The organism is Acinetobacter sp. A22, from assembly GCF_030913345.1.
Lineage (GTDB): Bacteria > Pseudomonadota > Gammaproteobacteria > Pseudomonadales > Moraxellaceae > Acinetobacter > Acinetobacter junii.
On the sequence record NZ_CP133162.1, the window covers coordinates 2,631,122 to 2,645,976 of the forward strand.

Here is a 14,855-nt window from a genome sequence, read left to right on the forward strand (position 1 = left end):
TTTATCTTTTACTTTTTTTGGTTAGAATCAAATAAATTGCAGTAAATCTGAGATCGACATGGCGAACCAAATCACTGAAACTTCAAATAGTACAGCGCAAGATTATGTACATTGGTTTCGCCATTCAGCACCTTATATCAATGCTCATCGTGATAAAACATTCGTCCTGATGTTTGGCGGTGAAGCGGTTCAACATGATAATTTCCAGCATATCATCCATGATATTGCCTTGCTGCACTCGTTAGGTATTCGTCTGATCCTAGTACATGGTGCACGTCCTCAAATTAATCAAAATTTGCTTGAACGCAAAATTGAAACACCTTTTCATCAAAATCGTCGTGTAACGACACGCGAGTCTTTACGCGGCGTTATGAATGCTGTTGGTTCGATTCGCTTAGAAATCGAAGCACTACTGTCTATGGGCCTTGCGAACTCACCGATGTACGGCGCCCGTATTGATGTTGTATCGGGTAATTTTGTCACCGCAAAACCTTATGGTATTCGTGATGGTATCGATTTCCAACTGACAGGTGATGTACGTTCGATCGATACAGATGCTATTCAGCGTCATTTAGATAATCACAATATTGTATTGCTAGGACCGACAGGCTACTCCACCACAGGTGAGGTGTTTAATTTACTGGCTGAGGAGGTTGCAACCAAAACTGCAACTGCGATTAAAGCCGATAAACTCATTTTCTTGGGTGAAAAACAAGGTTTAATGAATCAAAAACAGCACTTGCTTCGTGAACTAAGCCCTCGTCAACTTGAACCTTATATTCAACAGTTCCAAGCAAATAATCCTGAATTTTCATTACATTTAAAACAAGCTCAACAAGCCTCTTTATCAGGGGTTCATCGTGTACATTTAATTTCTTATGCTTATGATGGTGCATTGATCGAGGAGTTATTCACTCGTGATGGTATAGGTACCATGATTACCGATGCACATTATGAAGAAGTTCGAATTGCCAATATCCATGATGTTGGTGGTCTCATTAATCTACTTCGTCCACTCGAACAAGAAGGTATTTTGGTTTATCGCTCTCGGGAACGTCTTGAGAGTGAGATTGAACAATTTGCAGTGATTGAACGAGATGGCATGATCTTGGCTTGCGCTGCATTGTATCCAATACCTGCACAGGACGATGAAATTCGTTCAGCGGAAATTGCCTGTGTTGCAGTCGATTCTAGCTATCGAAAATCCAATCGTGGCAGCCAAATTCTGCAATTCTTGGAAAGCAAAGCCAAACAGCAAGGTATACAACAATTATTCGTTCTCACCACTCGAACAGGCCACTGGTTTTTAGAGCAAGGATTTATTCCTGCCACTGTGGATGACTTACCCAACGCTCGCCAAGCGCTCTATAATTATCAAAGAAATTCACTTGTGTTTAAAAAGGCATTAAACTAATTCCAGTACGTGAAGATATTTTTATTTCTGATAAAGATATCTTCGAATCGCTCAATACTGTGATTATTGTTTTAATTTAATTTGATCTAAAACCTTAAATAAAATTTAAAAAAATATAATAAACATTAGCTTAGGTTATATTTTTTAATTCCTTCATTATTCAATAAATCACTAAACTTATTCTTTTTTCTATTTTGCACTTTTACTGATAACTAAAGCCTGATTATTTATTTTTTCTGCAATAAAAAGCGTTCTAGTTTAGTTGCTCACTTATTTAGATCTTTTTGGATTTACGGGGAGCACAACCACTATGAACATTTCAATGCATTCTTCATGGCTAAAATACACACTTCTTGCTGCAAGTCTTAGCAGCTTATTGGGTATTTCTGGTTGTGCTAAAAAACCTGAGCAGCAAGCAGAAACAAAACAAGAAACCACAACATTAAACATCGGCTTCCAGAAATATGGCATCTTGCCGATTGTCAAAGCAAAAGGTGAATTAGAAAAAAGTCTTGCTGCTCAGGGTGTGAATATTAAATGGGTTGAGTTTCCAGCGGGTCCTCAACTCTTGGAAGGTTTAAATGTTGGGAGCGTAGTATTTGGTGAAGCAGGTGAAGCACCACCTATCTTTGCTCAAGCAGCGAACCCTAACTTAGTTTACGTTGCAAACCAACCACCTGCACCTACTGCTGAAGCTCTGATTGTGCAGAAAAATTCACCGATTCAATCAATACAAGATTTGAAGGGTAAACGTGTTGCTTTAAACAAAGGTTCAAACGTTCATTATCTTTTATTAAAACTGCTTGAAGCGCATAACCTTACGCTCAATGACATTCAGCCCGTTTATCTCCCTCCTTCTGATGCCCGTGCTGCTTTTGAAAAAGGTGCCGTCGATGCTTGGGTGATTTGGGACCCATTCTTCTCTGCTGCTGAACATCAAATCCAAGCTCGAGTAATTGCGAACGGTGAACATCTGGTCAGTAATCATCAATTCTATTTGGCTGATCGTAAGTTTGCTGAATCCAATCCAGCAGTTTTGAAAACTCTGGTTGCCACTCTGAATCAAACAACTGACTGGGTCAAAGCACATCCTGATGACGCAGCTAAATTACTCGAAAAACCGACAGGGCTGGAATTTGCGGTTTTAAAAACATCAATCTCTCGTATGGGTTTCGGCGTTCAACCAATCTCTGAAAAAGTCGCTAAAGAACAACAATACGTTGCTGATGCATTTTTTGCGCAAAAACTTATTCCAAAACAGCTTGTCATCCAAGATGCCATCCTAAAAAACGATGTTAAATAATTGGAGATCTCGATGAAGGTATTTTCTAGCGTTTCAATTTTGGGTGTATTGATCGCGGCTGTGACAATCGGAGGCTGTCAAAAAATCGAACAGCCGTTGGTAGACACAGCGAGCTCTACTGAAAATAGCGCGGTAAAAACACTTTCTATCGGCTTCCAAAAATCTTCGCTGAATCTACTGGTCGCAAGACAACAGAAATTATTCGAGCAAGCCTTTCCAAATGCCAGAATTGAATGGCGTGAATTTCCTGCAGGTCCACAATTACTTGAAGCATTGGCTGTTGGTGCTGTCGATTTTGGTTCTGTTGGAAATACACCACCTATTTTTGCTCAAGCAGCTGCCAAGCCATTAACTTATGTGGCTTATGAAGTTGTCGCACCTACTGCACAAGCCATATTGGTTCACCCCAATAGCCAAATCAATACACTACAAGATTTGAAAGGTAAACGAATTGCTGTGCAAAGAGGTTCTAGTGCACATGAGCTGCTCGCTAAGACCTTACAGAAAGCTCAATTGTCTTGGCAAGATATCGAACCCATTTGGTTACCGCCCTCTGATGCACGTGCTGCATTTGACAAACAAGCGGTAGATGCTTGGGCAATTTGGGAACCTTATTTGGGCACTGCGGAATTACAGGGTCATACCAAAGCGTTGATTGACGGGCGATCTTTCCCAACCACTTATTCTTTTTATATTGGCAACCCAAATTTCATCCAGAAGCATACTCAAGCTGTACAGAAAGTCATAAATGCGATCAATGATGCAGATCACTGGATCGTAAAACACCAAGATCAAGCCTTAAAAATCTATGCAGGCAGTACAGGCTTAGATAGTCAAGTTGCTCAACGTGTTTTAGACAAAAGACCAAAACCTTCGCCTGTTCGTCCTCTCACAACAGAGGTAATTCTCCACCAACAAGAGATTGCCGATTTATTTCAACAAGAGCAATTGATCCCTGTGCAAATTGACGTTCAGCGCAGCGTTTGGTCTACCAAATAAATGCTTATTTTACTTTCATAAGGAACATCGACATGAATATTTTTTGGTTTATTCCCACTCACGGTGACAGTCGTTATTTAGGCACCAGCAAGGGTGCTCGTCAGGTCGATCATGCTTATATGAAACAGATTGCGGTTGCTGTAGATAATCTTGGCTATGCAGGAGTATTAATTCCAACTGGTCGCTCTTGTGAAGACCCTTGGATCACCGCAGCAAGCCTAATCGATGCCACAAAACAGCTTAAATTTTTAGTCGCACTTCGACCAGGAATCACGACGCCTGCACTCGCTGCACGAATGGCTGCCACATTTGATCGCTTATCAAATGGTCGTATTTTATTAAATCTTGTGACTGGTGGTGATGAGCAAGAACTCAAAGGTGATGGTTTATATGAAGACCATAGTACGCGTTATCAAACGGCATCTGAATATGTAAAAATTTGGCGTGAAATCCTAAGCCGATCACATACTGGTGAATCATTCACTTTTCATGGTGAGCGCTTAAGCGTTGACGATGCCAAACTTTTGTACCCACCTGTGCAAAAACCTTATCCTCCCCTTTGGTTTGGTGGATCATCGGAAGATGCTACTGAACTTGCAGCGGAACAAGTGGATACCTATTTAACATGGGGTGAACCACCAGCTGCTGTAAAAGAAAAAATCGAATATTTAAAAGCTAAGGCTGCTTCCAAAGGCCGTAGCTTGAATTATGGAATCCGTTTACATGTGATAGTACGCGAGACTAACCAACAAGCCTGGGCTGCAGCCGATGAATTAATTCAATATTTAGATGATGAGACTATTGCAGCAGCGCAGAAAAAATTTGCACAAATGGACTCTGTCGGCCAGCAGCGCATGGCAGCTTTGCACGGCGGGCGTAAAGATCAATTAGAAGTCTCACCAAACTTATGGGCAGGTATCGGTTTAGTTCGTGGCGGCGCAGGCACAGCTTTGGTTGGTGATCCAGAAACCGTTGCTGCTCGTATTCAAGAATATGCTGAGTTGGGTATCGATACTTTTATCTTCTCAGGCTATCCACATTTAGAAGAATCAATCCGTTTTGCAGAATTGGTGTTTCCGTTATTGCCACTAAAAACACGAGAGAAACTTGCACAACCTCATTTAACAGGCCCCTTTGGTGAAATTATTGCTAACAATTATGTGCCCGAAGTCAAACAGCCTAAAGTGTTAAACAAGGAGACCGCATGACTACACAAAATGTTTCACGTGGAACACAACGCATTTTTACCAATCTTTTACCGTGGCTATTCCCTATTTTATTGATCGTGATATGGCAAGTTGCATCAAGTTCGGGTCTCTTGCAAAGTCGTGTTCTTCCTGCACCGACCGCTGTAGTGGGTGCCTTTTGGCACTTACTAATTTGTGGCGAGCTTTGGCAGCACGTAAAGGTCAGCGCTGGACGGGCATTACTAGGATTACTCATCGGAGGCGGACTAGGTCTACTGCTCGGGTTGTTGAATGGTTCATCACGGATCGCATCGACCTTACTCGATACCACTCTACAAATGATCCGCAATATCCCTGCTTTAGCACTGATTCCATTGGTTATTTTATGGTTCGGTATTGACGAAACAGCCAAATTATTTCTAGTTGCAGTCGGTGTGTTTTTCCCAATTTATATCAACACTTATCACGGTATTCGTTCTGTTGACCCTCAACTAATCGAAATGGGAAAAAGTTATGGTCTGAGTCGCTGGCAACTGTATAAAGAAATTATTTTACCTGGGGCCATGCCTTCGATTTTAGTCGGTTTTCGTTTTTCACTCGGCTTGGTTTGGGTGCTTCTGATCGTAGCTGAAACGATATCAGCGCAATCTGGTATTGGTTATATGACTATGAATGCACGTGAATTTTTACAAACAGATATCGTTTTGGTCGGCATTTTGCTCTATGCCCTACTTGGAAAACTAGCTGATGTTTTTGCACAGATATTAGAACGTTATTTATTGCGTTGGCATGCAGGCTATCAAAAATAAAAAGGATCAATTTATGACGAATCTCAACCTAAAATTCTTAAGTGAATCTCGCACCCAAGACTCACTATCAAAGGATGACAATAGCAATGGGGCTGCTATTCAAATTGAGCAACTCTATAAATATTATGGTGATGTCAAAGTATTAGAAGATCTAGATTTAGATATTCAAGCAGGTGAATTTGTTGCAATTGTTGGACGTAGTGGTTGTGGTAAAAGCACCTTGTTACGTTTAATCGCCCAACTGGAAAAACCAAGTTATGGCGAAATCAAATATCAATCTGCACGCCATTTTAGAGAAGGGATTACCAATGCTGATATTAGGGTCATGTTTCAAGATCCACGTCTACTACCATGGAAAAGTGTATTGAAAAATACGCAACTTGGATTAGCCAAAGAAAAATATAAATTTACCGAGCAATTGCTAGAAAAAGTGGGCTTAAAAGATAAAGCCGAACATTGGCCCACTCAACTTTCAGGGGGACAACGTCAACGTGTTGCTTTAGCGCGTGCTCTATCGCATGCGCCTCGCATTCTACTACTGGACGAGCCATTAGGTGCATTAGATGCGCTCACACGATTAGAGATGCAAAATCTCATCGAACAACTTTGGAATGAGCAAGGTTTTAGCGCTATTTTAGTGACCCATGATGTTAGTGAGGCCGTTCAACTGGCAGATCGTATTATCTTGCTCGATCAAGGTCACATTAAACAGAGTTTCAACGTAGATTTAGCTCGTCCACGCGTTAAGAATATTGCCTTCACACGCCTAGAACAGCAGGTTTTAGAGGCTGTTTTAGCCACTTGAGCTATATGTTTTACGACTAAGAAAAATGACTGATCGTTCTGTTTTTGTCTACAAAATAAGCGGCAGAAGATACCCCAAATGGTCAGTTTTTACCGTTAATCAACAGAACGTTACCGTTAATCTAAGAACTGAACGATTTTTGCTAAAAAAAAATGTGTTCTTGTGCACAGATATATGAATTTATCTTACAATGTCAAGGACATTTTTTGAATCAAGCTCGCAGATGGAACAGAAAAAAAGTACACAAAAGCGCAATCAACTGCTGAATGCTGCCCTAGATGTTTTTTCCGTCTATGGGTTCAGCGGCGCAAGTTTGGATGAGATTGCACAACTTGCAAATATGCATAAATCGAATATTTTCTATTACTATGAAAATAAAGAATCGCTTTATGTTGAGGTGCTGACAACTGTATTACAGAAATGGCTTGCACCTTTGCAAATTTTAGAAGCAGAACTTGAGCCTACTCAAGCACTTACTGACTATCTCATTCAAAAACTCGAAAGCTCACGCGACCAACCTAAAGCATCTCGTTTGTTTGCTTTAGAGATCATCCAAGGTGCTCCACATATCTTGCCGATCTTAAAAGGACCTTTGAGAAAGCTATTTAAACGCAAAACTAAAGTGATCCAAACTTGGCAGGAACAAGGGAAAATCTCAAAAGAAATCGATGCAGAACTGTTAATTATTAACATTTGGTCAATTACGCAGAATTATGCGGATTTTGCTACACAAATGGAGATGGTGACAGGCAAAACTTTACGCAATCGCAGCATGTTTCAACGCACGGTTGAGCACACTGTGCATATGATGTTATACGGCGTATTACCACGTTAAATTTTCTTTAGTTACAAGCTTTAATTTTAGCGATTGGCGTACACAAAAAAAGCGACTGTGTTAGTCGCTTTTTCTTGCCAAATAATTAAGGCGATTATTCAATTGAGCTCATCAAAAATATAGAAAATTGATTAATAAACACACGTGAAACGTAAAAGATCAAGAAAAACCGTTCCAGAACGCTGTTTACTGAAACGAATTTATTTAAGATATTGATAATAAAAGGAAAATTAAAGAATTTCGCATAAGGTGTATTATGTTAATTTTAGATAAACTTAATTTTTAATATCCATATAGCAGCTTTAAACAAAGTTAAAGAGTTAGGCCGACCACATACCCGAATTGTCACTTAAATTTGTTTAGCTTAGAGAAACTCTATATTTTAAAGCTTCATGCAAAAAAGCCGAAAAGAATCAAAACCGTGTGTTAGCATTATGGAAATAATAGTACCGTTTTTGGTCTCTAAGATTTTTTTGAATCGAATATCATTGACTTAAGTCCTTATTCGTAACAGCGCTCTCAGGCCGATACAATTCTGTCTTTCCCCGCATTTTTAGCTTCATATAGAGCTAGGTCAGCTCGTTTGATAGTGTCTTTGTATGAACGATCTTCCGGCACTATAACTGACACCCCAATACTAAGCGTGACAACTGAACTGTCCACTGAAAACTGGCTTAACTCTTTTTTGGAACTGTCATGTATACGCTTGGCAAACTGAATTGCCTGCTCATGCTCAGTATTGGGCAAGGCAACAACAAACTCATCACCACCCAAGCGGCAGGCAAAATCAGTCTTCCGTAGTGTTGAGCGAAGAAAGTTAGCTACTGCCCGAATCGCCTCATCTCCCACGTGATGCCCCTTGCCGTCGTTGATTTTTTTTAGGTTATCAAGATCCAACATCAAGATGGAAGTTGGCACTGAATACCGTACGTATGACTCATAGTCTAGCGTCAACTCATGCTCTAGTTTTCTTCGGTTGAAAAGGCCAGTTAGCTGATCGGTATCGCCTAGTTCTCTCAGTCTGATTTCCAGGTCGTGTCGCTTTGAAATATTACTTGCGACCCAGAGCACCACATCTTCGTCGTCCACAGAAAAACTAAGTGGCTGGATGCGTCCTTCGAACCAAATCGGTTTTTCAGGACCATGATCGGGTAGACCTTTTACATCACTGTTGCTCAATTCGTACTCTTCGATGATTAGTTCTCCAGACTCCAGAGTCCGGCCAATCTGTTCAAGAAACCAGTTGGCCTTATCAGGCTTGATTAAATCCGAAATATACAGACCAACGAGACCGGAACCATCGTGATAATAGCGCTTATCACGACCACCAAATACCGCAACGTACTTTCCACTTCGGGACAAGATAAAGGCAGGGTCTGGTAATGTATCAAGAACTATGGACATCTGCTCAATGTTAATCATGAAGCACTTCTTCTGCTTGATTTACAATAATTAACACATTACTCAAATAAAAATAAAATGCACGTATTTTTTGACCAAAAGCTACTACTACTGGCTATTTCGTGGGTACTGTTGGGTAATCCTCCCATAAATAACCGAAGTTAAAAGTAGAGGTACACATAAGTTAAAATTTTATAGAATTGCTTGAGTGTAAAATCTCTAATTAGCATGTATTGAAAACATGTATATTTATATAAAAAGAGAACTATTTAACATAATGGGCATTATGCGAACTCAACAACAACATAGACATTTTAATTGGTGAATAACACAACACAAAATAACACTTTAGTTTCAACAACTCACCCACCACAAATATGTCCACTAATTACATACCACAGCATTCAACCATTGCATTTAAAAATGGGCTTGATACAGCGCCAATAATTTTTGTGCGCCAAGCAGCAGATTTTCCTCCCAATCCAGATGCGCGGTATCGTTGGCCCCATCGGTAATATACTTGACTGAAATCAGGCGCACCCCAAGCTTCTGGCACACTTTGGCGAGGGCATAGGCTTCCATGTCCACCAGATTACAGGATACTTTTGGCTGTCCTGTTTCAAAGGAGTCACCTGTACCACAGATCCCTTTAGGTAAATGTTCAAAATGCGGCTGAACATGGATTTCGGCAGGAATGTCCTCATCCATTGGGGTCACACCCACCGCAAAACCCAGTGGAGACACATCCATGTCGCGTTGCACAAAGGTAATCACCTCAACCAGACTGTGGGCATCAAAATGTGGACTGCCTGCACTGCCCAGATTGATCAGGGTTTTACAGCCAGTTTTCTGAATCACTTCAAAGGCTTTAAACGCCGCATTGATTTTGCCAATGCCACTATAGTGAACCTGAATGCCTGCCTGCTCAAACAGACCCTTTGATTCATTCGGCAATGCCATGATTAAAGCAATATCAGACTGCATCGTGATCACCCAACAATTTAAAATGCGTAGTGTAGCGAATTATCCACCAGAATAAAGCGGGCTAAGCAATCACCCTAAAAAGCCTTTCTCCGAATTTTTTACTGATGAAAAACACAACAACAAGACGAAACGCTGAGAATATGGCAATATATAGCCTTTGCAAAATCACTGTATTTAACGCCCATGAAGTTGCTTCGTCTCAACGCATTATCGCCAGATTTTCAGTTACCGCCGACTGCGGTAACGATTGGCAATTTTGATGGTGTCCATCTTGGTCATCAAGCGATGATTGCCCAACTCAAAACATTGGCAGATACCAAAGGCTTAAAAACATTGGTGATGATTTTTGAGCCGCAACCACTTGAATTTTTTAAAGGTTATGATGCACCTCCTCGCATCAGCTCGCTCAGAGAAAAAGTAGAATATTTAACTGAACTCGGTGTTGATTACATTGCAGTTGCGAAGTTTGATCAATATTTTAGAAGCTTAAATGCCACTGAATTTGCCGACCTACTCAAATTAAAACTCAATGCACAAAGCTTAGTGCTAGGTGATGATTTTCATTTTGGCAAAGACCGCCAAGGCAACAGCGAATTTTTACGCGATTATGGCTTTGACGTGACCAATTTAAATACCGTCGCTTTAAATGGTGAACGTGTCAGTTCAACCCGTATTCGTCAGGTTCTACAAGAAGGTGATCTGGCATTAGCAGCCAAACTCTTGGGCCGTCCTTATAGCATCACAGGCCGAGTGCAATATGGAGATCAGATTGGTCGCACCCTTGATTTTCCAACCATTAATGTCCGTTTAAACCGTCACAAACCTTGTTTAAACGGGATTTATGCAGTGGATGTGGTCTGTGAAAATGCATCATTAAATGCAAAAATAAAACATTCAGATCCTGCCCTCAACGGGATAACAGGCTATCAAACTGACAGTTTGTTTGGTGCAGGTCATGTCGGGACACGCCCCGCCATCAAACAAGACCAACCAGAATGGCGATTAGAGGTACATTTCCCTGATGTTTCTGCTAATCTGTATGGCTTATTGATGCGGGTAACTTTTCTTCACTATCTACATGGTGAACTGAATTACCCTTCGCTTGAAGCACTCAAAGCTGGAATCGATGATGATGTGCAAAAATTACGAGACTATCGTGAACGCACACCAGAATTTCCTTTTTAAATTTAAATTTCATTTGTAATACATGTCAGTTTAGACTGATAAAACTGGAAGAAAACTTGCATGAGCGATAAGCAAACTCCTGAAAATGCAGTGGATTATAAAGCCACACTCAATTTGCCAGATACTGAATTTGCCATGAAAGCAAATTTGGCTGTGCGTGAAGCCAAATGGTTAGAAGAGTGGTATGCCGACAACATTTATCAGCAGATTCGTGCATCGCGTATTGGCAAGAAAAAATATGTTCTTCATGACGGTCCTCCATACGCCAATGGTCAAATCCATTTGGGTCATGCAGTCAATAAAGTCCTCAAAGACATTATTATTAAAAGCCGTGTTATGGATGGCTTCGATGCGCCATACGTACCAGGTTGGGACTGTCACGGTCTGCCAATCGAACTGAAAGTCGAAGAAAAAGTAGGCAAAGTGGGCGTTAAAGTCGATGCTTCAACTTTCCGTAAAGCGTGTCGTGAATATGCCTACACCCAAGTCGAATTACAGAAAAAAGACTTCGTGCGCATGGGCGTGTTTGGTGATTGGGATAATCCTTACCTCACCATGAATTTTAAGCAAGAAGCAGACATTGTTCGTTCGCTTGGCGCAATTGCCAAAGCAGGTCATATCGAACCCGGCTTAAAACCTGTGAACTGGTGCTTGGATTGTGGTTCTGCGCTCGCAGAAGCTGAAGTTGAATATGAAGATAAAAAGTCTGATGCAATTGACGTTGGTTTCACCGTTGTTGACCTTAAAGATTTAAGCAGCCGTCTTGGTGTTGATGTCCAAGATGTGACGGATATTGTGATCTGGACAACCACACCTTGGACGTTGCCTGCTAACCAAGCCGTTGCACTCCATGCTGAAATTGACTATCAATTGGTTCAAGTGACAACTGAACATGGCAAGCAAAACTTTATTCTTGCCAAAGATCTGGTTGAATCTGCAATTGAGCGCTATAAACTTGAAAATCCAGTGGTACTCGCTGATTTTAAAGGTTCAGCAATCGAGAATGTCTTATTACAACATCCTCTGATTACTGATCGCCAAGTGCCTGTTATTTTAGGTGAACACGTTATCGCAACCAGCGGTACAGGTGCTGTACACACTGCTCCTGGACACGGTGTGGACGACTATAAAGTCGGTCTGCAATACAATCTAAAAGTCGATAATCCAGTCGGTGGTAATGGCGTATATTTACCAACTGCACCGATTTTTGCGGGTGAGCACATCTACAAAGCCAATCCAAAAATTATCGAAGCTTTGGGTGCTGTAGGTCGTTTATGGGCACATCAGCCAATTAAACATAGCTATCCACATTGCTGGCGTCATAAAACACCGATTATCTTCCGTGCAACACCACAATGGTTTATCAGCATGGATGCCAAAGGTTTGCGTCAAACTGCTTTAAATGCGATTGAAAATGACATCGAATTTGTTCCAGATTGGGGTAAAAATCGTATTCAATCGATGATCGAAGGTCGTCCTGACTGGTGTATCTCACGTCAACGTACTTGGGGCGTACCAATCCCATTCTTTGTACATAAAGATACTAATGCATTACACCCTCGTACACCTGAACTCATTGAAGAAGTTGCTCAACTGATCGAACAAGAAGGTATTGATGGTTGGTATAACCGCGATGCTAGCGACTTCATTGGCGCAGATACTGAACAGTACAATGCCGTACGCGATACACTTGACGTTTGGTTTGACTCAGGTACTACACATTATGCAGTGTTGCGTGAACGTGAAGAGTTACAAGACCCTGCAGATTTGTATCTTGAAGGTTCAGACCAACATCGTGGCTGGTTCCAATCGTCATTGTTAACTTCAATTGCGATCAATGAACGTGCACCATATAAAGGTCTACTCACTCACGGTTTCGTCGTGGATGAGAAAGGTCGTAAAATGTCTAAATCATTAGGCAACATCATCACCCCACAAGACATCATCAAAGATATGGGTGCAGATGGTTTACGCTTCTGGATCGCATCTGCTGACTATCGCTATGAAATGACCGCAGGTAAAGAAATCTTTAGCCGTGCGTCTGATGGTTATCGTCGTATCCGCAACACGTTACGTTTCTTGTTGGCAAACTTAAATGGTTTCAAGCCATCAACAGATGCTTTACCTGTAAACGAATTGATCGCATTAGACCAATACATCTTGCAACGCGCGGCTGAAGTACAAAAAACCATTCAGCAAGCCTATGAAGAGATGAACTTCCACATTGTAACTAACGCATTGACCAATTTCTGTATCAATGACTTAGGTGGTTTCTATCTCGACATCATCAAAGATCGTCAGTACACCACCAAAGCGGATTCACAAGCTCGTCGTTCAGCACAAACTGCGCTGTATCATTTAGTACAAGCTTTTGTGCGCTGGATGTCACCAATCCTGAGCTTTACTGCTCAAGAAGCTTGGCCATTGATCCCAGAGCAAACTGAGAAATATGTATTTACTGCTGAATGGTATGATATCCCAACGGCATCAACAGCAAATTTGCTTTCAGAAGCAGATTGGCAAACATTGATTAGCGTAAAATCAGCAGTAAATAAACAGATTGAAGCAGCACGTAACGCTAAACTCGTTGGTAGTAACTTATCTGCAAAAGTTGAACTTTGGGCAGATGAAGCATTACAAACATTATTAAATCAGTTGGCTGATGAATTACGTTTCGTCTTGATCACGTCTCAAGTCATCGTTTACCCGTATGCTGAACAAGGTGAAAGCACTGACTTAACAGGATTACGTGTCAAAGTTTCTGCGGCTGATGGTGAAAAATGTGTACGTTGCTGGCATGTATTGCCAGACGTGAATACCCACGTTGGTCATGCTGGTTTATGCGCTCGTTGTATCGTCAATGTCACTGGTAGTGGCGAAGTGAGAAAGTATGCCTAATACACAAGCAAAAAAAGGCTTGTTCCAGTTTTATCCTCATAATCTCATGTGGCTTGGACTTTCAGTCCTTGCCATTGTGTTAGATCAATGGACAAAATGGATTGCAAGTACACACTTAAACTATGCCGATCCTGTTCCTGTATTACCTTTCCTGAATTGGACATTACTGCATAACTATGGTGCTGCATTCAGTTTTCTTTCTGATGCTGGTGGCTGGCAACGTTACTTTTTTACTTCTTTAGCAGGCTTTGTCTCGATTATCTTTATTTTTTGGTTAATGAAAATGCCAAAAAAAATGATCATCCTTCCGATGGCAATTGCATTAATTCTCGGTGGTGCTATAGGCAACCTTATAGACCGCGTCTCATTGGGTTATGTCGTTGACTTTATTCATGTCTATTATCAAGACAGTCACTTCCCTGCTTTTAATATTGCAGATAGTGCGATTACCTTAGGAACAATCCTGCTACTTATTGATACTTTCTTCCTTGAAAAGAAACGTATCCAAAATGCGGAAACAAAAAATGTCTGAAATTATCCAACCAAACGAAGAAATTCGGATTGAAGATGGTTCAAAAGTTGATTTACATTTTTCAGTATCGATCGAAAATGGTGTTGAAATTGATAATACCCGTGGTCGTGAAGAGCCTGTTAGTCTAGTCATTGGGGATGGCAACCTACTCCCTGGATTTGAAAAGGCATTATTTGGTTTACGTGCAGGCGATCGTCGTACTGTACATTTACCGCCAGAAGATGCATTTGGTCCATGGAATCCTGAAAATATTCAAACTTTTGATACCGTGAAGTTTGAACAACGTCCTATCATCGGGCATATGATTGAATTTGAAGATAAAGCTAAAGCAACCTTGTTTGGCATCGTAAAATCAGTCAATGATGACATCACAGAGATTGACTTTAATCATCCACTTGCTGGTAAAAATATTACCTTTGAAGTTGAAATCTTTAAAGTGACCCCAGCAGGTCAGCAAGGCATCAAATTGATGTAACACAAAAGCTCTCAAATGAGAGCTTTTT

13 protein-coding genes are annotated in these 14,855 nt (G+C 40.9%); 11 read left to right on the forward strand and 2 right to left on the reverse strand.

What is annotated here, in order from left to right; translation table 11 throughout:
• Window positions 1–58 precede the first annotated feature (58 nt).
• The 7 genes from argA to Q9Q86_RS12865 all read left to right on the forward strand — a co-directional run bounded on the left by argA (window position 59) and on the right by Q9Q86_RS12865 (window position 7,352).
• Complete coding sequence (gene argA, locus Q9Q86_RS12835) at window positions 59–1,414, forward strand: amino-acid N-acetyltransferase (RefSeq protein WP_099949416.1); 1,356 nt, start codon at window positions 59–61, stop codon at window positions 1,412–1,414.
• Between the two features lie 310 nt (window positions 1,415–1,724).
• Window positions 1,725–2,717: a sulfonate ABC transporter substrate-binding protein gene (locus tag Q9Q86_RS12840; protein ID WP_112986942.1), complete on the forward strand. Its 993-nt coding sequence runs from the start codon at window positions 1,725–1,727 to the stop codon at window positions 2,715–2,717.
• Window positions 2,718–2,729: 12 nt separating this feature from the next.
• Window positions 2,730–3,716 (forward strand): aliphatic sulfonate ABC transporter substrate-binding protein, encoded by a 987-nt coding sequence (locus Q9Q86_RS12845; protein ID WP_112986943.1) that lies wholly within the window; start codon window positions 2,730–2,732, stop codon window positions 3,714–3,716.
• A 32-nt stretch (window positions 3,717–3,748) separates the two neighbouring features.
• Window positions 3,749–4,924 (forward strand): FMNH2-dependent alkanesulfonate monooxygenase, encoded by a 1,176-nt coding sequence (ssuD, locus tag Q9Q86_RS12850; RefSeq protein WP_112986944.1) that lies wholly within the window; start codon window positions 3,749–3,751, stop codon window positions 4,922–4,924.
• A complete protein-coding gene (ssuC, locus tag Q9Q86_RS12855) occupies window positions 4,921–5,712 on the forward strand; it encodes an aliphatic sulfonate ABC transporter permease SsuC (RefSeq protein ID WP_112986945.1) in 792 nt (263 codons plus the stop codon). Before ssuD ends, ssuC begins: the two co-directional genes overlap by 4 nt.
• Before the next feature lie 13 nt (window positions 5,713–5,725).
• Window positions 5,726–6,517 carry an ABC transporter ATP-binding protein gene (locus Q9Q86_RS12860; RefSeq protein WP_112986952.1) on the forward strand — a complete coding sequence of 264 codons (792 nt, stop codon included), beginning with the start codon at window positions 5,726–5,728 and terminating at the stop codon, window positions 6,515–6,517.
• A 223-nt stretch (window positions 6,518–6,740) separates the two neighbouring features.
• Window positions 6,741–7,352: a TetR/AcrR family transcriptional regulator gene (locus Q9Q86_RS12865; protein ID WP_112986946.1), complete on the forward strand. Its 612-nt coding sequence runs from the start codon at window positions 6,741–6,743 to the stop codon at window positions 7,350–7,352.
• A gap of 519 nt (window positions 7,353–7,871) precedes the next feature.
• Here the strand turns inward: Q9Q86_RS12865 and Q9Q86_RS12870 are convergent.
• Together Q9Q86_RS12870 and Q9Q86_RS12875 are read right to left on the reverse strand one after the other, a co-directional pair.
• Entirely contained in the window at window positions 7,872–8,774 is a 903-nt protein-coding gene (locus Q9Q86_RS12870; protein WP_112986947.1) for a GGDEF domain-containing protein, read from the reverse strand.
• 396 nt (window positions 8,775–9,170) lie between these two features.
• Window positions 9,171–9,737, reverse strand: coding sequence for a 5'-nucleosidase (locus Q9Q86_RS12875; RefSeq protein WP_112986948.1), 567 nt, complete (start codon window positions 9,735–9,737; stop codon window positions 9,171–9,173).
• A 183-nt stretch (window positions 9,738–9,920) separates the two neighbouring features.
• Between Q9Q86_RS12875 and ribF the strand changes: the two genes are divergently transcribed.
• Genes ribF through Q9Q86_RS12895 form a run of 4 tightly spaced genes read left to right on the forward strand, consistent with a single transcriptional unit; the run spans window position 9,921 to window position 14,827 of the window.
• Window positions 9,921–10,922, forward strand: a complete 1,002-nt coding sequence (gene ribF / locus Q9Q86_RS12880; RefSeq protein WP_112986949.1) for a bifunctional riboflavin kinase/FAD synthetase — start codon at window positions 9,921–9,923, stop codon at window positions 10,920–10,922.
• Window positions 10,923–10,982: 60 nt separating this feature from the next.
• Window positions 10,983–13,820: an isoleucine--tRNA ligase gene (gene ileS, locus Q9Q86_RS12885; RefSeq protein WP_112986950.1), complete on the forward strand. Its 2,838-nt coding sequence runs from the start codon at window positions 10,983–10,985 to the stop codon at window positions 13,818–13,820.
• Entirely contained in the window at window positions 13,813–14,352 is a 540-nt protein-coding gene (gene lspA / locus Q9Q86_RS12890; protein WP_004907358.1) for a signal peptidase II, read from the forward strand. Before ileS ends, lspA begins: the two co-directional genes overlap by 8 nt.
• Window positions 14,345–14,827 carry a peptidylprolyl isomerase gene (locus Q9Q86_RS12895; RefSeq protein WP_004907359.1) on the forward strand — a complete coding sequence of 161 codons (483 nt, stop codon included), beginning with the start codon at window positions 14,345–14,347 and terminating at the stop codon, window positions 14,825–14,827. Before lspA ends, Q9Q86_RS12895 begins: the two co-directional genes overlap by 8 nt.
• Window positions 14,828–14,855: the final 28 nt, after the last annotated feature.

Excerpts from the sequence above, each read along its gene's own strand:
- argA (WP_099949416.1), top strand. The coding sequence starts at position 59 with ATGGCGAACCAAATCACTGAAACTTCAAATAGTACAGCGCAAGATTAT.
- lspA (WP_004907358.1), top strand. The coding sequence starts at position 13,813 with ATGCCTAATACACAAGCAAAAAAAGGCTTGTTCCAGTTTTATCCTCAT.
- Q9Q86_RS12840 (WP_112986942.1), top strand. The coding sequence starts at position 1,725 with ATGAACATTTCAATGCATTCTTCATGGCTAAAATACACACTTCTTGCT.
- Q9Q86_RS12860 (WP_112986952.1), top strand. The coding sequence starts at position 5,726 with ATGACGAATCTCAACCTAAAATTCTTAAGTGAATCTCGCACCCAAGAC.
- Q9Q86_RS12845 (WP_112986943.1), top strand. The coding sequence starts at position 2,730 with ATGAAGGTATTTTCTAGCGTTTCAATTTTGGGTGTATTGATCGCGGCT.
- Q9Q86_RS12895 (WP_004907359.1), top strand. The coding sequence starts at position 14,345 with ATGTCTGAAATTATCCAACCAAACGAAGAAATTCGGATTGAAGATGGT.
- ssuD (WP_112986944.1), top strand. The coding sequence starts at position 3,749 with ATGAATATTTTTTGGTTTATTCCCACTCACGGTGACAGTCGTTATTTA.
- Q9Q86_RS12865 (WP_112986946.1), top strand. The coding sequence starts at position 6,741 with ATGGAACAGAAAAAAAGTACACAAAAGCGCAATCAACTGCTGAATGCT.
- Q9Q86_RS12870 (WP_112986947.1), bottom strand. The coding sequence starts at position 8,774 with ATGATTAACATTGAGCAGATGTCCATAGTTCTTGATACATTACCAGAC.
- ribF (WP_112986949.1), top strand. The coding sequence starts at position 9,921 with ATGAAGTTGCTTCGTCTCAACGCATTATCGCCAGATTTTCAGTTACCG.
- Q9Q86_RS12875 (WP_112986948.1), bottom strand. The coding sequence starts at position 9,737 with ATGCAGTCTGATATTGCTTTAATCATGGCATTGCCGAATGAATCAAAG.
- ssuC (WP_112986945.1), top strand. The coding sequence starts at position 4,921 with ATGACTACACAAAATGTTTCACGTGGAACACAACGCATTTTTACCAAT.
- ileS (WP_112986950.1), top strand. The coding sequence starts at position 10,983 with ATGAGCGATAAGCAAACTCCTGAAAATGCAGTGGATTATAAAGCCACA.